20 protein-coding genes and 1 tRNA gene are annotated in these 19703 nt (G+C 74.4%); 8 read left to right on the top strand and 13 right to left on the bottom strand.

The window, feature by feature from the left end:
* Positions 1-86: 86 nt before the first annotated feature.
* Both fdhF and EXE41_RS00500 read right to left on the bottom strand, forming a co-directional pair.
* A complete protein-coding gene (fdhF, locus tag EXE41_RS00505) occupies positions 87-2180 on the bottom strand; it encodes a formate dehydrogenase subunit alpha (protein WP_137690008.1) in 2094 nt (697 codons plus the stop codon).
* Positions 2181-2369: 189 nt separating this feature from the next.
* Positions 2370-3296: a hypothetical protein gene (locus EXE41_RS00500; RefSeq protein ID WP_049931514.1), complete on the bottom strand. Its 927-nt coding sequence runs from the start codon at positions 3294-3296 to the stop codon at positions 2370-2372.
* A 187-nt stretch (positions 3297-3483) separates the two neighbouring features.
* Here EXE41_RS00500 and EXE41_RS00495 point away from each other — a divergent pair, with 187 nt between their 5' ends.
* Complete coding sequence (locus EXE41_RS00495) at positions 3484-4179, top strand: helix-turn-helix domain-containing protein (RefSeq protein WP_137690007.1); 696 nt, start codon at positions 3484-3486, stop codon at positions 4177-4179.
* Positions 4180-4200: 21 nt separating this feature from the next.
* Here EXE41_RS00495 and trxA read toward each other — a convergent pair whose 3' ends face one another.
* From trxA to EXE41_RS00445, 10 genes are read right to left on the bottom strand one after another with little or no spacing between them, the layout of a single operon-like run.
* Positions 4201-4686 carry a thioredoxin gene (gene trxA, locus EXE41_RS00490; protein ID WP_137690006.1) on the bottom strand — a complete coding sequence of 162 codons (486 nt, stop codon included), beginning with the start codon at positions 4684-4686 and terminating at the stop codon, positions 4201-4203.
* Between the two features lie 57 nt (positions 4687-4743).
* Entirely contained in the window at positions 4744-6369 is a 1626-nt protein-coding gene (locus tag EXE41_RS00485) for a cobyric acid synthase (RefSeq protein WP_137690005.1), read from the bottom strand.
* A 19-nt stretch (positions 6370-6388) separates the two neighbouring features.
* A complete protein-coding gene (locus tag EXE41_RS00480; protein ID WP_137690004.1) occupies positions 6389-7141 on the bottom strand; it encodes a cob(I)yrinic acid a,c-diamide adenosyltransferase in 753 nt (250 codons plus the stop codon).
* Positions 7138-7902: an adenosylcobinamide amidohydrolase gene (locus tag EXE41_RS00475; RefSeq protein WP_137690003.1), complete on the bottom strand. Its 765-nt coding sequence runs from the start codon at positions 7900-7902 to the stop codon at positions 7138-7140. The genes EXE41_RS00480 and EXE41_RS00475 overlap by 4 nt, the downstream gene beginning before the upstream one ends.
* Complete coding sequence (locus EXE41_RS00470; RefSeq protein ID WP_137690002.1) at positions 7895-8974, bottom strand: aminotransferase class I/II-fold pyridoxal phosphate-dependent enzyme; 1080 nt, start codon at positions 8972-8974, stop codon at positions 7895-7897. The genes EXE41_RS00475 and EXE41_RS00470 overlap by 8 nt, the downstream gene beginning before the upstream one ends.
* Positions 8971-9720 (bottom strand): NTP transferase domain-containing protein, encoded by a 750-nt coding sequence (locus tag EXE41_RS00465; protein ID WP_137690105.1) that lies wholly within the window; start codon positions 9718-9720, stop codon positions 8971-8973. Before EXE41_RS00465 ends, EXE41_RS00470 begins: the two co-directional genes overlap by 4 nt.
* Positions 9720-10523 (bottom strand): adenosylcobinamide-GDP ribazoletransferase, encoded by an 804-nt coding sequence (cobS, locus tag EXE41_RS00460; protein ID WP_137690001.1) that lies wholly within the window; start codon positions 10521-10523, stop codon positions 9720-9722. The genes EXE41_RS00465 and cobS overlap by 1 nt, the downstream gene beginning before the upstream one ends.
* Entirely contained in the window at positions 10514-11635 is a 1122-nt protein-coding gene (locus EXE41_RS00455) for a CobD/CbiB family cobalamin biosynthesis protein (protein ID WP_137690000.1), read from the bottom strand. Before EXE41_RS00455 ends, cobS begins: the two co-directional genes overlap by 10 nt.
* Entirely contained in the window at positions 11632-12975 is a 1344-nt protein-coding gene (locus EXE41_RS00450; protein WP_086219672.1) for a cobyrinic acid a,c-diamide synthase, read from the bottom strand. Before EXE41_RS00450 ends, EXE41_RS00455 begins: the two co-directional genes overlap by 4 nt.
* Positions 12972-14078 carry a nicotinate-nucleotide--dimethylbenzimidazole phosphoribosyltransferase gene (locus tag EXE41_RS00445; protein WP_137689999.1) on the bottom strand — a complete coding sequence of 369 codons (1107 nt, stop codon included), beginning with the start codon at positions 14076-14078 and terminating at the stop codon, positions 12972-12974. Before EXE41_RS00445 ends, EXE41_RS00450 begins: the two co-directional genes overlap by 4 nt.
* Before the next feature lie 385 nt (positions 14079-14463).
* On the opposite strand from EXE41_RS00445, the gene EXE41_RS00440 reads away from it, so the two are divergent.
* The 3 genes from EXE41_RS00440 to EXE41_RS00430 all read left to right on the top strand — a co-directional run bounded on the left by EXE41_RS00440 (position 14464) and on the right by EXE41_RS00430 (position 17552).
* Positions 14464-15054, top strand: a complete 591-nt coding sequence (locus tag EXE41_RS00440; protein WP_049931415.1) for a 50S ribosomal protein L15e — start codon at positions 14464-14466, stop codon at positions 15052-15054.
* Positions 15055-15247: 193 nt separating this feature from the next.
* On the top strand, positions 15248-16630 hold the full coding sequence (locus EXE41_RS00435) for a hypothetical protein (RefSeq protein ID WP_137689998.1): 1383 nt from the start codon (positions 15248-15250) through the stop codon (positions 16628-16630).
* Positions 16631-16739: 109 nt separating this feature from the next.
* The gene (locus EXE41_RS00430) at positions 16740-17552 is read left to right on the top strand and encodes a molybdopterin-synthase adenylyltransferase MoeB (RefSeq protein ID WP_086216838.1); all 813 of its coding nucleotides are present in this window, start codon (positions 16740-16742) and stop codon (positions 17550-17552) included.
* Positions 17553-17627: 75 nt separating this feature from the next.
* Here the strand turns inward: EXE41_RS00430 and EXE41_RS00425 are convergent, their stop codons facing one another.
* A complete protein-coding gene (locus EXE41_RS00425) occupies positions 17628-18023 on the bottom strand; it encodes a zinc ribbon domain-containing protein (protein WP_137689997.1) in 396 nt (131 codons plus the stop codon).
* Between the two features lie 123 nt (positions 18024-18146).
* On the opposite strand from EXE41_RS00425, the gene EXE41_RS00420 reads away from it, so the two are divergent.
* The 4 genes from EXE41_RS00420 (at position 18147) to EXE41_RS19155 (ending at position 19671) form a co-directional block, all read left to right on the top strand.
* Entirely contained in the window at positions 18147-18527 is a 381-nt protein-coding gene (locus EXE41_RS00420) for a Rid family detoxifying hydrolase (protein WP_049931419.1), read from the top strand.
* Positions 18528-18833, top strand: coding sequence for a hypothetical protein (locus EXE41_RS00415; protein ID WP_086216841.1), 306 nt, complete (start codon positions 18528-18530; stop codon positions 18831-18833).
* 27 nt (positions 18834-18860) lie between these two features.
* Positions 18861-18942, top strand: a tRNA-Ser gene (locus EXE41_RS00410).
* Between the two features lie 561 nt (positions 18943-19503).
* Complete coding sequence (locus EXE41_RS19155) at positions 19504-19671, top strand: hypothetical protein (protein WP_167373069.1); 168 nt, start codon at positions 19504-19506, stop codon at positions 19669-19671.
* Positions 19672-19703 lie beyond the last annotated feature (32 nt).

The raw sequence follows: 19703 nt of genomic DNA, 5'->3' as shown, positions 1-19703 counted from the left end.
AACGGCCACCCCCAGGTCTCACGGCTGATACCGGCGATTCGTGCCGCCTATCCGCGACGGACGGCCGACCCCGCGTCGGCGCCCGTTCAGTCGGCGCCGGCCGCGTCGCCTTCCGCGGGCGCGTCCCCCTCGGCGACCGGCTCGACCGCGACCGCCGAGTGCTTGAACTCGGGGATCTTCGCCGCCGGGTCGAGCGCGTCGCCCGTCAGCGCGTTCGCGAGCGGGTCCGGGTAGTGGAACGTACAGAACACGACGCCCTCGCGGACCGCCGGCGTGACCTCGGCGGCGACCTCGACGCTCCCGCGCTCGTTCGAGACGGTCACCCGGTCGCCGTCCTCGATCTCGCGATCGGCGGCGTCCGCCGGGTGGATCTGGAGCGCGTCCTCGCCCCGCATCGCCACGAGTCGGTCGGAGCGCCGGCTGAGCGCCCCGCTGTTGAAGTGCTGCATCACGCGACCGGTCGTCAGCGTCAGCTCGCCGGCGTCGAGTTCGTCCGCGGGCGGGACCGGGTCGACGACCGCGAGCGGGGCGGTGCGCTCGCCCGTCGCGAACGTCTCCGCGTGTAACACGTCGGTGCCGGCCCCGTCGCTCGCCGAGAACGGCCACCGCTGGTAGCCGCCGCCGATCTCCGCGTAGCTCATCCCCTCGTAGATCGGGGCGACGCGGGTCAGCTCCTCGAAGGCCGCTTCCGGGCCGTCGTGGTCGAACGCGTCCGGCCGGTCGGTCAGCCGCTGGCCGAGGTCGGTGAGGATCTCGAAGTCCCGTCGCGCGTTCCCCGGCAGGTCCGCGTTCGGCCGCATCCGCATCACGCGCCGGTCGGTGTTCGTCACGGTCCCGGCCTTCTCGGCCCACGCGCTCCCGGGGAGGACCACGTCCGCGTGCTTGGCTGTCGCCGTCTCGAACAGGTCGATGACGACGCAGAAGTCGAGGTCGTCGAACGCCGACGCGACCGCCGTCGCGTTCGGCTCGGTGACGGCCGGGTTCTCGCCGAAGACGACCGCCGCGCGCACCTCGTCGCCGAACCGGTGGGTCGCCTCCACCTCGGTGAGGCCGGGCTCCGCCGGCGGCTCGACCCCCCACACCTCGGCGACGCGCTCGCGGGCGGCCGCGTCCGTCACGGGCTCGTACCCGGGGAGCACGCCTGGCAGTCCTCCAACGTCACTCGTGCCCTGAACGTTGTTTTGGCCCCGCAGCGGGTTCACGCCCGTCCCGGGGCGGCCGACGTTGCCGGTCAGCAGCGCGAGGTTGAGCAGGGCGTGGACGTTGTCGGTGCCGCAGCGGTGCTGGCTCGTCCCCATCCCCGTCACGATCGCGGCGCGGTCGGCCTCGCCGTACGCCCGGGCGGCCTCCCGGATCGCCTCCGGGTCGACGCCGGCCGCCTCGGCGTTCGCGGCGACGTCCACGCCGGCGAGGTGGCCGCGAAGGCGGTCGAACCCGGTCGTGCGCTCGTCGAGGAACGACTCGTCGACGAGGTCCTCCTCAACGAGGACCGCCGCGACCGCGTTCGCCACCTCGATGTCGGTGCCGGGGCGCAGCGGCAGGTGGACGTCCGCCGCCTCGGTGGTGTCGTTCGCGCGCGGGTCGACGTGGACCAGCGTCGCGCCGTCGCGGATCGCCGGGAGGAGGTACGACCGGAACGCCACGGGGTGTTGCTCGGCCGGGTTGGCCCCGTTGACGAACAGGCAGTCCGTCTCCCGGAGGTCGTCGAGCGTGTTCGTCATCGCGCCGGCCCCGAACCGCTCGCTCATCGCCGCGACGGTCGAGGAGTGACAGAGCCGCGCGCAGTTGTCGACGTTGTTGGTCCCGAGGACGCGCGCGAGCTTCTGGAGGACGTAGTTCTCCTCGTTCGTACAGTTCGACGACGCGAAGAACTGGACGGCGTCGGGGCCGTGCTCGTCGACCACGCGCCCGATTCCGCTCGCGACGCGGTCGAGCGCCTCCCCCCACGGCGCGGTGACGAAGTGCCCGTCGTGTCGGACCAGCGGCTCCGTCAGGCGGTCCTCGTGGTCGACCACGTCGAACGCGGCCGCCCCCTTCGGGCAGATCTCTCCCTTGGCGTTCACCGCCCCCTCGACGCCGGTCGCGCCGCCGCGGTCGGCGTACTCGATCTGGCAGCCGACGCCGCAGAACGGACAGACGGTGGGGCTCGACTCGAAGCTCCGTTCGGTCGGATCGGGCATCGGTCCCACGTAGGAGCCCCAGCACCCTCCGAACACCCCCGGCGTAGCGTGGTGTTTTAATTACCCTCTCGTCTCGGTGCCGGCCCTCCCCTCCCGGTATCCGTCCCCTCGCCTCGATGTCCGCCCGCCTCTCGCGCCGGTCGACGGTGTTCGTCCGCCGTCTTCGCGCCCCCCCGACGCGGCGGCGAGTCACCCGGTCACGGCGTCGCTCCCCGCCGGCGCGAGCAGGCGGCCGAGCGACAGGGCGCCCGCGGTCACGAGGCAGGCGGCGAACGCGATCGTGCCGAGCTTCCCGCCGAAGCCGACGAAGTACGGCGCCGCGCCGACGAACGCCACGCCGGCTGTCCCGCCGGCCAACAGCATCGCGCCGGGCCCTGGGATCCGCTCCGGGGTGGCCATCCCGGCGAACGACGCGCAGAAGGCGACCGCAGCGACCGCGTCGCCCGCGGCGAACAGCGGCGGACAGACGAGGCCGGCCGCGAGCCCGACGACGGCGGAGGCGACGACCGGGCCGTGGTCGAGCTGAACGCTCACGAGGTACGTGACGGGCGCGGCGACGGCCGCCGCGGCGACGAGCCCCGTCGCGACGGCCGGCTCCGGGACCGTCCCCGCGCCGGGAGTCAGCCCGCCGAGCGCCGCCACCGACAGGCAGCCGACGAACGCCGTCGTGCCGAGCTTCCCGCCGAACCCGTTGAACGCGCGCTTGGCGGCGACGAAGACGCCGGCGGCGACGAGGCCGGCGGCGGCCACCGACCCGAGTTCGGCGTCGGCCGCGGGGGTCGCCATCCCGACGAACGAACCGCAGTAGGCGGGGGCGCCGTACGTCTCGGTCAGGAGGTGCGCGCAGAGCCCAACGAGCGCGGACGCGACGACCGCGCCGACGCCCACCCGCACGGAGAGGGCGTACGTGACCGGCGCCGCGGCGGCGACGGCGGTCGCGTTGCCGAGGTCGGTCCGCGTGACGCCGAAGCCGTCCGTCCGCAGCGCGTCCCGGGTCTCCCTCGCGACGGTGGCGCCGAGGCTCACCGCGCCGACCGCGAGGACGACCGCGCCGGCCAGCAGGTTCGGTCCGCCTCCGGCGCCGCCGGCCAACCCCGCGGCCGCCGCGACGCTCATTCCGCCCCCGGCGCCGGCCAGGGCGATCGCTCCGAGTGCGTGGATCGCTCGTGTCACGGCTGCGACTCCGGGGCGCGGACCGATACCGACCGGCCCTCAGTATTGCGGGTGTTCTCTGCGAGACCCGGTCACGGGACCGGTGTATCGTGGATCAGGCATTTGTACCCGTCGTGCTAACCCCGATCTGATGGGAACCGGAGAGAAGCCGGCGGACGACGGTGTCGCGGCCGCGCACGGGGGCGTTCGCGCCGGCGTCGCGATCCACGGGACCGAGGGGTGTCCGGTCGTCGCCGCGTCGACCGTCCACGACGGACCGATAACCGGCGTCAACTGGACGCACGTGGGTGACACGCACACCGAGGAGTTCCGCGCCCGCGACCCGGACGCGGTCGACCGCGCGGAGGGGGTCCCGACGCCCACCTCGGTCGTCGACCTCGGCGACGAGCGGGTGTACCGGTACGACCGCCCGCGCGACGGGGCGTGCGCCTGCCGGATAATCGAGGAGCTCGACTGCCCGATCGCGGACGCCCGCGCCGAGGACGGCGTCCTCCTCCTGACGCTCCACCTCCCCGACCTCGAACGCCTGCGCGACATCGTCTCGGCGCTCGACGGGACGGCGGAGCGCGTCGAGGTCCGCTACCTCGTCGAGGGGTCGGCGCGCGGCGACGAGGTGTCGGACCGGACCCTCGTCGACCGCGGCCGCCTCACCGATCGCCAGTGCGAGGTGTTGCGGACCGCCTACCGCATGGGCTACTTCGAACGCCCCCGCGACGCCAACGCGAGCGCGGTCGCCGACGCGCTCGACATCTCTCCCTCGACGTTCGCCGAGCACCTCGCGACCGCACAGCGGAAGCTCTTGGAGGAGACGCTCGCGGAGAACTGACGGCTCTGCTCCCCCGCCGCGTCAGGCGGCGTGTTCGTTGATCGCGGATTCGAGCGTCGCCCGGTCCTGCGCGCCGACGAACCGGTCGACCGCCTCGCCGCCGGCAAACAGGACGAGCGTCGGGATGCTGCGCGCGCCCAGCTGCTGGGCGACCGCCTGGTTCGCGTCGACGTCGACCTTGGCGATCGCGGCGTCGCTTTCGGCCGCGAGCGCCTCGATCGTCGGCTCCATCATCTGACAGGGGCCACACCAGTCGGCGTAACAGTCCACGAGGACGACGTCGTGCTCGTCGACCGTGCGCTGGAGTTCGTCCGGTCCGTTCACGTGGATCGGCTCGTCCGGGGTCGCCGCCCCGCCGTCGCCCGTCTCGGTTCCGGTGCCCTCGTCGAACGCGTCGCCGTCGCCGAGGCGCGCTTCCAGCTCTCGGCGCTTCTGCTCGCGAATCCGCTCGCGCTCGGTCTTCGCGTCGTCTCCCGTCGATTCGTTCGCTTCGGCTGCGTCGCTCATGCGCCAGTATTGGGTGTTTAGGACAATATACTTTCCGCCTTCGGATCCCCCGTCGCCTCACTCCGCGGACCCGAGGAGCTCGTCGAGCCCGGCGGCGGCCAGGTCCACGTGGTCCGCGACGAGGTCGGCCGCGCGCTCGTACGGCGACCGGTCGGCGGTCGTCGCGTCCGGGCGCGTCCGGCCCGCGTTCGCGAAGACCGTCTCGACGAAGGCGTCGCGCACGGCTGGCGTCTCGAAGAGTCCGTGGAGGTACGTCCCGAGGACGCGGTCGGTGGCGACGCCCTCGGCACCGAGCGGCTCGGTCGCGAGCAGCGTCGGCGCGGCCTCCCGCTCCCCGTCGTCGAGGACCCGCGTCCGCCCGGCGCGGATCTCGTAGCCCGTCGTGCGCCCCTCGGCGCCGGCGATCGGGCCGACGCCGTCGACCGCCCGGGTGACGCGCTCGACGCGCTTCTCCGTCGAGAACCGCGTCTCGACTGGCAGGAGGCCGACCCCCGGAACCGCTTCGCGGTCGCCGACGCCCTCGACGGCCGCGTCGAGGAGCCGTTCGCCGAGCAGCTGGTACCCGCCGCAGACGCCGACCACGGGGGCGTCGAACGCGCGCAGCGCGCCGTCGAAGCCGGCCTCGCGGAGTGCGAGCAGGTCGTCGACGGTGTTCTTTGATCCCGGGAGGACCACCGCGTCGACTCCGTCGAGCGCGGCGTCGAGCGGGAGGTAGGCGACGCGGACTCCCGGCTCGCGCGCGAGCGGCTCCAGGTCGGTGAAGTTCGAGATGCGCGGCAGCCGCGGGACCCCGACCTGGACGGCCTCGTCGTCCGGAACGCCGTCGTCGGTGCCGAGGACGCCGCCGCCGCCGGTCCCGCCGCCACCGCTTCCGTCCTCGGCGGTCGCCGCGTCGGGCAGCGAGAGGCTGTCCTCCGCCGGGAGCCCCGGGTCGTCGTGCGGGACGACGCCGACGACGGGCACGCCGGTTCGGGCCTCGATCTCGTCGATCCCGGGTTCGAGGAGGGCCGGGTCGCCGCGGAACTTCGTGATCACGGCGCCGCACACGCGTTCGCGGAGGTCGTCGGGGAGCAGTTCGAGGGTCCCGTAGAGGCTCGCGAACGCGCCGCCGCGCTCGATGTCGACCGCGATCAGGATCGCCGCGTCCGCGAACCGCGCGCACTCGACGTTCGCGAGGTCGCGGTCGTGGAGGTTGATCTCGGCGATGCTCCCCGCGCCTTCGGCGACGATCACGTCGTGGTCGGCCGCGAGGCGCTCGTGGGCGGCGACCGCGGCGTCGCGGGCGGTCGCCCAGTGGTCGTCGTAGTACGCCGACGCCGGAGCGTTCGCGACCGCCTCGCCGTCGACGATCACCTGGCTCTCGCCGCCGCCGCGCGGCTTGAGCAGGACGGGGTTCACGTCGGTCGTCGGCACGGTCTCGGCCGCCCGGGCCTGGACGTGTTGGGAGACGCCGACCTCGCCCCACTCTCCGTCCGGGGCGAGCGCGACCCGCGCGTTGTTGCTCATGTTCTGGGCCTTGTACGGTGCGACCGAGACGCCGCGCCGCGCGAGCAGTCGGCAGAGCCCGGCCGCCAGCGTGCTCTTGCCGACGTGGCTCGCGGTACCCGCGATCAGCACCGTGTCGGCGTCACTCTCCGGGTCCGCCTCGGCCCCGCCGCCCTCGTCCGCGCCGGCGTCGGTCACGGTCGCGCGGCCCTCATCGTCAGTACTCCGTCCCCCTGCGCGCCCGCTGGCCGTCGTCGAACGGGTGGGCGACCTTGCGGACGTTCGAGATCAGATCGGCGACGCCGTCAAGATAGTCCGGTTCGGCGTGGCTTCCGGTGAGGACGAGTTCGAGGTCCTCTGGCTTCGACTCGGCGAGGCGGACGACCTCGTCGGGGGCGACGAGCCCGCGGTCGGCCGCGTACAGCAGCTCGTCGAGTATCAGCAGGTGGACGCCCGCCTCGGGCGCCCCGTCGAGTGCGAGCGGCTCGGTCAGGTCTGCTTCCGCAGCGCCCATGACGAGCGCCTCCGCGCGGTCGAAGGCGGCCGCCGCCTTCGCCTCGTGCTCGTCGTCGGCCGACCCGTCGAGCAGGCCGTGCCAGCCGTAGTGACCGGCGTTCTCGTAGGTGAAGCCCGGAACGGCCGCGATCGCGTTGTATTCGCCCCTGACGCCCTCGACGCTGTCCGCGCCGCCCTTCATGAACTGGAGCATGTGGACGCGGTAGCCGTGGCCCGCGGCCCGGAAGCCCATCCCCATCGCCGCGGTGGTCTTCCCCTTGCCGTCGCCCCAGAACGCCTGGACCAGTCCGAACTGCTCGGGGGCGGCCGGCTCGATCGGCTCCGGCTCCGGGGCCGCGCCGCCGCCCGGGGTGCGGGCGCGGTCGCCTGCGGCTCCCTCGCCGGCGTCGGTCGGTGTTTCCTCGTGCGCGTCGGTCGGTTCCTCGTCGTCGGTGTCGTCGTGGTTCGTGGTCATGGGTCGAAAACCTCCGCCCGGTCGCCGGTGACGACGCCGTGTTCGGCGTCGGCCGCCGGTCCGGGCACGTCGCCGTCCGGGTACCGCGACCGCAGGCTCGCGCGGACCGCGTCCCGGACGCAGGCGCGGGCCGCCCCGCCGACCGCCGTGGCGCTCCCGGAGAACTCCGCCGGCTCGCCCTCCGGATCGTCGGCGACGACGACGGCGTCGCTCGTCGTCCCCGGAACCCCCGCCCCCGCGAGCAGCGTCGCCGCCTTCGCCTCGGCCGCGACCGCGACGAGGTTCGCCGCGGCCCCGGGGGCGAGCCGCCGCGTCGCGCCGACGATCAGGTTCACCGTTCCGGGGGGGTCGACCGGCGAGCCGGCGGCGTCGGCGCCCGAATCGACCGGCTCGCCCTCGTCCGTCGGCTCCATCGGCAGCATCGCGGGGTTCGAGAGGCCGACCGTCGCGTACGCGACGACCGGCCCGAGCCGCGCGCCGCGGGCGTGCTCCATCGAGACGCCCGTGAACAGCGTCGGCGGCGCGTCGCGGTCGCCGTCGCTCCCCTCGGCGCTCCGCCCGTCCGCTTCGGCGGCGAACCCCGCCCGCGCCAGCCGCTCGTCGCGGTAGGCCCCGAGGTCGGTCCGGGCGAACCCCTTCGGGACGGTGACGTTGTACGCGGTCGCCGCCCGCGACCGCCCGCCGTCCCACCCGGTCGAGAGCCAGCGCGTCCCCGGCCGCCGGAGCCGGAGGACGCCCTCGCTGACGGTCGCCTCAAACATCGGCGTCCCCACCTCCGTCGCCGTCTCCCGTCTCGGCGTCCGCTTCGTCGTCGTCTTCCTCGCCGTCGACGCCGAGCGCCGCGAGGAGTCGGTCGTTCTCCGCCGGGCGGCGGACCGCGACCCTAACGTGCGAGTCGAGGCCCCGGAACGTCCGCGCGTCGCGGACGGCGACGCCCCGCTCCCGGGCGCGCGCGACGACGCGGTCCACGTCGCGGTCGCCGACGTCGACGAGCAGGAACGGGGCCTCGGAGGGCGCCACGTCGTACCGCTCGCCGAGGCCGGTCCGCAGCCGCCCGCGCTCGCGGCGGACGCGGTCGCGGGTCTCGCGGACGAACGCCGTCTGCCGGAGGCAGTACTCCCCGGTCGCGAGCGCCGGGGCGCTCACGTTCCACGCCCGGCGCGCGCCCCGCATCGCCGCGCCGAGGTCGCCCGTCGCGACCGCGAATCCGGCCCGGATCCCGGGGAGCCCGAACAGCTTGGTGAGCGCCCGCGCGACGACGACGCCGTCGGTGCCCGCGAGCGACTCGCGCTCGGTGAACCCGAGGAACGCCTCGTCGACGAGCAGCACGGTGTCGGCCGCGCGGCAACGCTCCGCGAACGCGAGCAGCGCCTCGCGGTCGTAGCCGGCCCCGGTCGGGTTGTTCGGCGTACAGACGACCGCCAGGGCGTGGCCGCGCGGGTCGGCGTCGAGGACGCGCTCGGCGTCGACGAACGAGGGATCGCCGCCCCGAAGTCGGACCTCGCGGGCGTACTCGCCGAAACTCGGCGCGGGGAGCAGGGCCGAGTCGCCCGGGTCGACCGCGAGCGCGATCGCCGTCCGGATCGCGGCCAGCCCGCCGGGCGTCGGGACCACGCACTCGGGGTCGCAGCCGACGTAGTCGGCCGCGGCCGCCCGGAACACTTCCGGGGGCTCCGGCGGGTACGTCCGCGCCGTCTCGAAGGCCGCGCGGTAGACGCGCTCGACGCCCGCCGGGACCTCGGGGTTCGTGTTCGCGCTGAAATCCAGCAGGTCCGGGTCGTCGGTACTCCCGTGGGGTTCGCGTCCGAGCGCCGCCGCCCGCTCGCGGTTCACGGCCGGTCACCCCCCTCGGCGGGCTCCGGTTTGCCGAGCCAGTCGACTCCGCCGCTCGGGAGGGTAGGGGCATCCCGGTCGCCGGCGAGGATCCGCTTGGCGAGCCGACGGTCTCCGGGGCGGTTGACGTTGAGCGCGAGGCGGGCGTCGCGGGTCGCGCGGACGGCCTCGTCGCCCGCGCCGTCGATCGCTCCGACGACGTTGACGCCGGCCGGGACGCGCTCGTCGGGCGGGTCCACGGCTTCGCCAGCCGCTTCGTCGCCGTCGCCGTCGTCGTACCGGGTCGCGGCGTCGGCGCTCGCGCCCAGCCCGCGCTTGCGCGCGGCGGGGACGCGGACCGACAGGGAGTCGCTCCCGGCCGCGGCGTGCGCGTCGAGGACGGTGTCGACCGCCGGCCCGTCAAGCAGCGGGAGGTCGACCGCGACCGTGAGGACCGGCGGTTCCGGACCCTCGGCCAGCGCCGCCTGAAGATCCGCGACGTACCCGTCGCCCGGCGTGTCGACGACGGTCACCTCGACCGATCCCGCCCCTCGTTCGGCGCCGTCGGCGACCCGTCCGCCCCCGCTCGCCCGCTCGCCCAGTCGCTCGCGGGTCCGCGGCGTGTGTGGCGAGACGGCCGCGTACGCGGTCTCGACCCGGCTCGCGGCGAGGGTGTCGAGCGTCCGGTCGACCATCGACCGCCCGGCCACCGGCGCGAGCGGCTTCTCGCCCTCGCGGTCGAGTCGCGTGCCGCGGCCGCCGCACATCACGAGAGCGTCCACGCGATCACCCCCGCGTGTAGCCCGACGACGCGGGCGAGCTCGTTCGTCGCGCCGAGCACGTCGCCGCTGACCCCGCCAAGCCGCGAGCGCGCCCACGCGAACGCGAGCGCGGCGACGACGACCGCGGCGGTGAGCGCGGCCGCGACGACGCCGGCGCCCCCGGTGCTGAGGCCCGCCCGCGCGCCCAGCGCCGCGGGCGTCGTCACGAGTGCGACGCCGGCGAGCGCCCGCGGGCCGGAGGCCGCCGTCAGCGCCGACCCGAGCCCTTCGTGTGGGGCGTCGCCGACGCAGACGAGCGCCGCCGTCGCGGCCTTCGCGCCCACCTCCGCGAGGACGACGAGGGCGGCCGCGTCGCCGAGCGAGCGGGCCGCGACGCCCGTGACCGCCGCCCCCGCGGCGACGAGCCCGGCGACGACGAGCGCGAGCGCGACCGTCCCGCCCACGCCGAGCGCGGAGTCTTTCAGGACCGCCCGCCGCCGCTCGGCGTCGCCGTGGACGACCGCCGCGTCGCCGAGGTCCGCGACGCCGTCGAGGTGGGTGATCCCGGTGACGAGGGAGAGCCACGCGGCGAACGCGACGCCGACCGTGAGCGGCGGCACCCGAACCGGCACCAGCGCGGCCGCGACGACCGGGAGCGAGACGAGCGCCCCGATCGCGTACCCGACCGCCGGCATCGCCGCTGGCGTCCGCCGGAACGCCTCCCAGTCGCGGTCGGTGCGGCCGACGGGGATCCGGGAGAGGAACCCGAGCGCGCCGCGGAGCGCCGCGACCGGTCTGGTCAGGACCACGCGACCACCCCCGCGAGCGTGAGGACCCACGCCGCCGCGGCCGCGACGGTGACCCCGCCGGCGACGCCGACGAGCCGCACGGCGTCGCGGGCGGCCGCGGGCGACGGCGCCTCCGGACCGCCGTCGAGGACGTACGCCCCCGGCTTCTCTAGGCGGACGCCGAGCGCGGCGGCGGCCGTCGCCATCGGCCAGCCCGAGTTCGGCGACGCCGGCTCGCGGGCCAGCGACCGGGCGCGCCGCAGGCTCCCGGGCGACCGGGCCGCGACGGCGAGACAGCACGCCGCGACCCGCGCCGGCAGGAACATCGCGGCGTCGTCGAGTCGGGCGCTGGCCCAGCCGACCGGCTTCGACCGGTAGCCGAGCATCGAGTCGAGCGTGTTCACCGCCTTCACCCAGGCCGCGGCCGCGACCCCTGCCGCCAGCGCGCTCTCGACGGTCGCGGCGCTCCCGGCGACCGTGGCCGTCACGCCGGTCGTGCCGGCCCCGGGACTCCCACCGACCGCCGCGACCGCGACGGCGCCGGTCGCGCCGGCGGCGAACCAGACGAGCGGTGCGACGAACCCGTCCGCGAGGTTCTCCGCGGCGCTCTCGACCGCAGCGCTACGGAGCGCGGCCGGAGAGAGGTCGGCCGAGTCGCGCCCGACGAGCGCCCGGACCGACTCCCGGGCGGCGTCGGGATCGGTCTCGGTCTCGGCGACGACCTCGCCGGTCACGTCGAGCAGCATGCGGAGGCTCGCGACCGAGAAGCAGACGCCCGCCGCAGCGGCGACGGCGGCGACCGGGACGCCGCCGGGTCGCGGGCCGTGCGCGGCGGCCAGCCAGACGACCCCGCCGCAGAGTGCGGCCGCGGCGAGAGGGAGGCCGGCCGCGACCGCGACGCCGACGAGCCGAGGGCGGCCCCACTCCCGGTCGAACCGGCCGACGAGGGTCCCGAACAGCGCGACCGGGTGGACGCGGTGCGGCGGCTCCGCGGCCGCGAGATCCAGCGCGAGGGCGAGCGCGACCGGCGCGAGGAGCGTGGCAGCCGGAGCAATCAGCGCGGCGGCGGGTTCAGCGACCTGCGCGGCGACGGCCGGCTCGGTGGCCCCGGCGGGCGCGGCGGCTCCCGTCATCCCGTCACCTCGTCGAGGAACGCGTCGAACGCCCCGCTCTCGGGGTGGACGTGACAGTACGTCCCGAGCGTGCGGTGTTCGGTCAGCCCCTCCCGGTCGCCGTCGATGCCGGTCCCGCGCTCCACGTCGAACGCGAACCGGGCGTCGGGGGCGACCTCGGCCGCGGAGTAGTGGAACTCGTGGCCGCGGAGCCGATCCCCGGCGGCCGCCGTGAGCGCGCCGCGGCGGGCGCGGAGTTCGACGTGGTCGAGCGCCTGATACCGCTCCCGGCGCTCGACGCTCGCGGGGAGGACGCCCGCCATCTCGTGGCTGTCGCCGTCGGCGGTCGTCAGCGTCTCCGCGAGGGCCATCAGCCCGCCGCACTCGCCGAGGACGGGCGTCCCCTCGGCCGCGGCGTCCGCGACCGACGCAAGCGCGGGCCCGTCGGCGAGCGCCGCGGCGTGGAGCTCCGGGTAGCCGCCGGGGAGGTAGACGCCGTCGCAGGGCGGGAGATCGTCGCCGGCCGCGGGCGCGAAGGGGACTACGGTCGCGCGCTCGGCGAGCCGCTCGCGGGTGGCCGGGTAGACAAACCGGAAGGCGGCGTCGTCCGCGACCGCGACCCGCGGGCGGTCGTCGCCGTCTCCGGGGTTCGCTCGGCTGTCGCCGCCAGCCGGTCTCGCCTCCGGGCCCGTCGCGGGGAGCGTCGGTTCGCCCGCGACATCGAGCAGCCGGTCGGTCCGGAGCGTCTCGGCGGCGGCGTCGAGCGCCGCCGAGTCGAGCGGTGCCTCCTCGCCCATCCGTAGTCCGAGGTGGCGGTCGGGGATCTCCAGATCCTCGCGGGGTGGGATCCGGCCGCAGTAGGCGAGCGAGTTTGGGAGCGCCTCGCGGATCCCCGACTCGTGACGGCCGCCGTGCGCGCGCTGTGCGACGACGCCCGCCACGTCGAGGTCGTGGTCGGTCCGGTCGGCGTACGTCGCGAAGCCGAGCGCGGTCGCCGCGACGCTCTCCATCCCGGCGCTCGCGTCGACGACGAGGACGACCGGGAGGTCGAGCGCGGCGGCCACCTCGGCCGTGCTCGCGGCGCTGCCGTCGTACAGCCCCATCATTCCCTCGACGACGCAGACGTCACCGTCGCCGCGGGCGTAGTTCCGTCGGAGGCCGTCGTTCCCCTGAAGCCACGGGTCGAGGGTGCGCGACGGCCGCCCGGCGACCCGGGCGTGGTGGCTCGGGTCGATGAAGTCCGGCCCCGCTTTCGCGGGCCGGACGGTCCGGCCGGCGTTCTCGAACGCGCGGATCGTCGCGAGGGTCGCCACCGTCTTGCCGACGCCCGACGCCGTGCCGGCGAGGACGAGTCCCCTCACCGTCGGTCGCCTCCGTTCGCGGGGGTAGTCCCGTCTCCCCCGTCGGACTCCGTCCGCTCCGCGAGCAGGCGGTCGGCCACGGCGGCGACCCGCTCGCGGACGGCGTCGTCGCCGACCCCGGCGCGCTCCGCGAGCGCGAGCGCCCCGCCCATGCCGACGCCCTCCTTCGCCTCGCCGCGGGCGTACGCCGCCACCGCCGGGTGGTCGCTCTCGCCGAACCCGGGATCGGCCGCCGCGAGCGTCAGGTCCAGGTCGCCGGCGAGCGCCGGGAGGTCCGCGGTGGGGTCGTCCGCGACGAGCGACGTGGTCGCCAACGGGAGTGGTCGCTCCACGCCCGCGTGCCGGGCGAGCGCCGCCGCGGCCGCGAGCTGTGTGCCGCCCGCGAGGGTCACGTCGATCCCGGCGTCGGCCGCGCCGACGATCAGCCCCGAAACGGCGGCGAGGACGGGGTCGCCGGCCAGCCGGACCGCCTCCATCGGGTCGTCCGCCGCGCCGCCCGGGTCGAGGCCGCTCGCGTCCAGCCCCTCGGCGACGACGCGCCGCTTGCGCTCGATCGGATTCGCCGGTAGCGACGAGGAGACGGCGGCGCGCTCGCCGAGCGCGGTCAGGACTCCGAGCGCGGTGGTCGTCCCGCCGGGAATCGTCTCGGCGACGAGCAGCTCGGCGGGTCCGTCGCCGTCGCGTTCGGGGCCGGCTCCCTCACCGGACACGGCGAGGTCGGGCGCCAGCGAGCGCGCGCGCTCGAAGACGGTCGCCGCCTCCGGGACCGGCTCGGGGTCGCGGACGTCGCCGCCCGGGGACGCGCCGATCTCGCGGACGCTCGCCGCGGTCGGCGCGCCGAGCCCGGCGTCGACGAACTCGACGGGAAGGGTCTCCGGGCCGAGCAGCTCGCGGACCGCGCGGGTGACGACCGCGGGCGTCGCGCAGCCCGTCGGACTCATCGGCACGGGCGAGTCGGGCGCGGGGCGCCCCGCCTCGACGATTTCGAGGTCGGCGCTCGGCGTGTGAACGCGTAGCTCCGGGTCGGCGCCCGCAGCGCTGATTCCGTCGACGGCGGCGGTCGCGGTCGTTCCCGCGACGACGAGGAGTCTCATACCTCCCACCGGTACCTCCCTCCGTCGCGCCCGCGTGCCGCCGGCGCGGCGTCGATGTGTACCACTAGCGGTTCATCGATACAATTGAACTTTAATCGATCGACGAGCGGCGGCCGGTTCGAGCGTTCCGACCGCGCCCGTCGACTGTGCGTCCCGACCGAATATCTCGCCCGTCAGTTCGGACCGAACGTCTCGCCGAACCCGTGCGACCGCAACCCACGCGACCCGCGGAGCGAAGCGGTTAAGAGTGAACCGCGGATATTTCCGCCAACTCGCTGGTGCGGACACAGCGGGCACTCGCCGCCGGGGCCGCGGTCGGACCGACCGCCGCGCGCCCCGGGACGAGACGACATGTGGCCCCTCGCGGCTGAATCGCAACCGTCCGCGGACAACAATGGCACGAAGCTTCTACTCGCACATCAAGGAGGCGTGGCGGTCCCCCAAGGAGGGGAAACTAGCTGAGCTGCAGTGGCAGCGCAAACAGGAGTGGCGCGACCAGGGCGCCATCGAGCGCATCGAGCGCCCCACCCGGCTGGACAAGGCCCGCGAGCTGGGCTACAAGGCCAAGCAGGGCGTCATCGTCGCCCGCGTGAGCGTCCGCAAGGGCGGTTCGCGCAAGCAGCGCTTCAAGGCCGGCCGCCGCTCGAAGCGCCAGGGCGTCAACCGCGTCTCGCGGCGCAAGTCGATCCAGCGCATCGCCGAGGAGCGCGCCTCGCGGAAGTACCGCAACCTCCGCGTGCTCAACTCCTACTGGGTCGGTGAGGACGGCTCGCAGAAGTGGCACGAGGTCATCCTCGTGGACCCCGCCCACCCCGCAATCGAGAACGACGACGACCTGAACTGGATCTGCTCGGACGACCACAAGGGTCGCGCGTACCGCGGGCTCACCTCCGCCGGTACCAAGGGCCGCGGCCAGCGCAAGCGCGGCAAGGGCACCGAGAAGACGCGCCCGAGCGTCACCTCGAACGACCGGCAGGGCAAGTAACGCCGCCGTCGACGTTCGGTTCTCGTTTTTCACCGACCGCGTCGCCGAGCGGACGCGCCGCTCGTCGCCCCCGTCCCCCGACGGGCTCGTCGTCTAACGCTCCCGACGCTCTCCGCCGTCGCGCCCCGGACGCCGGCGGCGCAAGAGCAAAGATACCGCGTCACATACCAACTGTAGTCATGGCGATCGCCACGTGACCGGGACCACCCCGATTCCGCCCGACGCGTTCGCGACCGCGCTCAGGTCGCTCGACACGGACGCGCTCGCGACGCTCGTCGCCGACGCGTACGCGGCGACCGCCGACGCGGCCGACGCCGATCCGCCCCGAGTGACCGTGCGAAACGGGGACCAGCGGACCGAACTGCTCGTCGCCTCGGCCGCCGACGGCCGCGTCCCCGACGGCCCGGCCGACGCCGTCGTCGTCGCGAGCGACTCACTGCTTGACGACGGGACGCTCGACGACTCGACGGTCGTCTCTCCGGCGGACCTCCGACGGCGGCTCCTGTACGCCGTCCCGCCGGCGGCGGCGGACGAGATCGCGGACCGGATTCTCGGTGTCCCCGTTCGGTCCGCATCGTACGACGCGGTCGCTCCCGAGGCCGGCGCTACGACCGATTCCGGCGACGGATCGCTAGCCACCGACGACGAGGCGACCGACGATGTCCGGACCGTCGACAGCGCGAGCGGCGACGACGCTTCGGGCGATGGCGACGCGAGTGATCCCGCCGGCGGGGCGACGGCCGCCGGCGCGTCGGGACCGGTAGGCCGCAGCGACGCCGATCGCACCGATCGGAACGTCGCCGACTCGCCCGGCGCGTCGCGAGCTGACGACCGGCCGAGCGACTCCAACCCCGATCCACCCCAGAGCGGTGAGCCGGGCGACGGTTCGACCGCCGACGCCGCGAGCGATCGACCGTCCCGCCGGACCGTCGTCGCCGCGATCGCGGTCGTCGCGCTCCTCGTCGCGGCGGCCGGGGCCGGGTTCGCCGCCGGCGCCGCCGGGATCGGCGGGCCGGGCGTGATCGCCGGCGACGACGGGGCGATCGACTCGCCGTCCGACGTGGGAGGGTCGACGGACGACGGCGGCGACGCGAGCGGCACGGACTCGGACGGCGGGAACACCGTGTCGGCCGCCGACGGCGACCCGACCGGTGAGGCCGCGCGGAACACGGCGTTGTCCCCGACCTGCGAGCGGTCCGCGCTTCAGGTCGTCCAGATCCAGATGAACGCGCTCCGGTACAACGACAACGCGACGAACGACGGCATCCGGACCCTCCGGGCGTTCGCGTCGCCGGAGAACAGGCAGGTCGTCGGACCCGTCGGCGAGTACGTCGAGCTGTTCGAGACCGCCCGGTACGGCCCGATGCTCACGTACGATACCGCGGAGTACTCGGTGCCGGAGACCGCCGACGGGACCGCCGCGGTCGAAGTCGTCACGCGCGAGGACGGCACCGTGACCGGGCGCTACGAGTTCCGCCTCGTCCGGGTCGGCGGCGGGAGCGCGACCACGAACAGTTCGCTGGGCAGCGTCGACGACTGTTGGATGACCGACGCCGTGACCGCGTCGGGGGAGTAAGCGTCGGCGTCGGGTCCAGAGCCGTCGCCGACGGAGCGAGTGTCGGCCGCGCCGCGTCTTTGTCGCCGCCGGGAACACGATTATATCTGCGCCCGCACAGGTCACGGACATGAGCCTCTCGCTCGACGCGACCCAACTCGACCGCTACTCCAGACACGTCATCTTGGACGGCGTCGGTCCGGAGGGGCAGAAGCGACTGCTCGACGCCCGCGTCCTCGTCGTCGGCGCGGGCGGGCTCGGCGCGCCCGTCGTCCAGTACCTCGCGGCGGCGGGCGTCGGCGCGATCGGGATCGCCGACGACGACGCCGTCGAGCGCTCGAACCTCCAGCGACAGGTCATCCACGGCGACGGCGACGTGGGACGCCAGAAGGTCGACTCGGCCGCCGACTTCGTCGCCGATCTTAACCCCGACGTGGATGTCGAGCGCCACCACCTGCGACTCGACGCGGGCAACGCCCGCGAACTGATCTCGGACTACGATGTCGTCGTCGACTGCTCGGACAACTTCGCAACCCGGTACGTGGTGAACGACGCCGCCCGAATCGAGGGCGTCCCCGTCTCGCACGGCGCCATCTACAAGTTCGAGGGGCAGGTGACGACGCTCTCGCCCGACGGCCCCTGCTACCGCTGTCTGTTCCCGGAGCCGCCGGAGCCGGGAACGGTACCGGACTGCGCCAGCACCGGCGTCCTCGGCGTCCTCCCCGGGACGGTCGGATGCCTCCAGGCGACGGAGGCGGTGAAACTGATCATAGACGTCGGCGACCCGCTCGTCGGTCGCATGCTGTTTTACGATGCCATGGACCTCTCGTTCGAGACGGTCCCGTACGCGCGTAACCCGGACTGCCCGGTGTGCGGCGACGACGGAATCGACACGCTTGACGGGATCGACTACGCCGCTGGCTGTCGGATCGACGCGGCCTGAGCGGTCCACTCCGGATCGACGCCGTCTACGTAGCCCGTTCCTCGTCGTCGCCGTCGGGGCGCCCGTCGCGACAGCTTATAGCGACCGGTCGGTCATCGCTGTTCCCGCGGTGACGCCGGCGCCGTCGTCGACGAATCCCGACCGCACGCACCACCGGCAGTACCGGTAGCCGGCGCGGTTCTCAGCGCCGCAGTGCCGGCAGACGACCGTCTCCCCGTCGGCGTCGAGCGGCGGCGGGTCACCGGCGTCGGCTGACTCGTCCGTCGGACCCCCGGCCGCGCCGCGGTCGCGCGCGACCGCCGAACCGGCCGCTTCCCCGTCGCCGTCGGGCTCCGACGAACGGGCCGCGACCGAGCCGAAGAGCTCCGCGGGGTCGCGGTTCCGGCGGACGAGCAGCCACGTCACCGCGAGGTTGAGCGCCGCCACGCCGACGAATATCGCGGCGAGGGGCACGAGCTGATCACCCGTCATACGTGTCATGTTACCATCCCGGAGTCTTGTGTCTGACGGTGGGTCCACCGGCCGCGCTCCGACGGGCCCGTCGGCGGACCGCTCCAGAGTACTCTTGAGGCCGCCGGTCGAAGGCGCACCCGCATGAAGGAGACGATCCACACGGACGACGCCCCGGCGGCGGTGGGCGCGTACAGCCAGGCGACGACGGACGGCGACCTCGTGTTCACGGCCGGGCAGATCCCCCTGACGCCCGACGGCGAACTCCTCGCCGACGCGTCGATCGCGGACCAGACGGAGCAGGCGCTGGACAACCTCCTCGCGGTGCTCGACGAGGCGGGGGCCGGGCCCGAGGACGTGCTCAAGACGACGGTGTTCCTCGCCGACATCGACGACTTCGACGAGATGAACGAGACGTACGCCGACTACTTTGACGAGTCGCCTCCCGCCCGCTCGGCGGTCCAAGCGGGCGCGCTCCCCAAGGGGGCCGGCGTCGAGATCGAGGCCGTCGCCGTCGTCGAGTAGATGTCTGACGGCGAGGGCGGGCGCGGGGCCGAGACGGACCGGGACGACCCCTCCGGTTCCGGCGGCGGCGGCCGCGCGCCCGGCGCCCCGGCCACGCCGCGCGCTCGCCTGCGGTCCGCGGCGCTGTGGGGCGCCGTCGGCGGGTTCGCCTTCCTCGTGCTCGCGCAGGGGTACCGGCTCGTCGGCCCCGGGTCGCTGCCGGTCGGGATCGGCGGACTGGCGCTCGTCGCGCTCGGGGTCGCGGCCGCGTCGGCCGGTCTCTCCTACCTCGCCGAGGCCCGACTGCGAGCGAAAAGAAGGACTTAACAGTCGCACCGGAGTAGCACGGAGTGAGCCAGGATGGCCGAGTGGTAAGGCGCACGCCTGGAAAGCGTGTTCCCATCCGGGATCGGGGGTTCAAATCCCTCTCCTGGCGTTTTCGACGAACGACACGGCGAGCGAAGCGACCCGTTCGTCGAAAAGCCTGACGGAGGGATTTGAACCAGGGAGTGAAGCGAGCGGAGCGAGCGGAACGACTGAGGTTCAAATCCCTCTCCTGGCGCTCCACTGTCGCAATAACGAGCGAGAAGCGACAGCGACGGGCGGGTCTGGCCGCGACGATCACCTCCAAAGCCCCAGCCGCTCGGCTCTACGCAGACACCTATTGCTCGCCGACAATTACCTCCACAAGGGCGGCCGCGACCACACAGCACCGCACCTCACACCGCCACAGCCTCGCGGTTCACCCCGGGCTCCCTTCGGTCGCCCGTCGCTCACCGCGTCCCTCGCGCGTGCGACATCGCGCCCCCCGGGCGCTCGTCGGCACGCGCCACCGCAACTAACTCGTGAGAGCCTCTGGCACATATAGTGGGTGTTTGATTATCACACCGCTGCTGTCGGCCGAATCTGCTTCGAAAGCGTCCGGTTCGGCCCGCCTCGACACGTCCGCACACCGACACAAGATTCATATGTGTGGGTATTGTTGACACGGGTGACGATGCCAGACACGAAATCGGGTCGCGAGCGGAAAGGGAGGAACAAGCGCCGCCAACTCGAGAACCACCTCGCACGGCGCGAACTCGACGCGGACGACGAACCGCCGGAACCGTACGGGGAGGCGACAGACGCGGAGTTCCTCGCCGAGTCCGACGACGCGGCCCGGTGACCGGTCGCGTCCCGGTCCCTTCTCACCGGTCG

The sequence above is a fragment of the Halorubrum sp. SD690R genome (assembly GCF_005435035.1).
GTDB lineage: Archaea > Halobacteriota > Halobacteria > Halobacteriales > Haloferacaceae > Halorubrum > Halorubrum ezzemoulense.
Note: the sequence above shows the minus strand (reverse complement) of the source record. Positions and strands in the feature narration are given on the sequence as shown.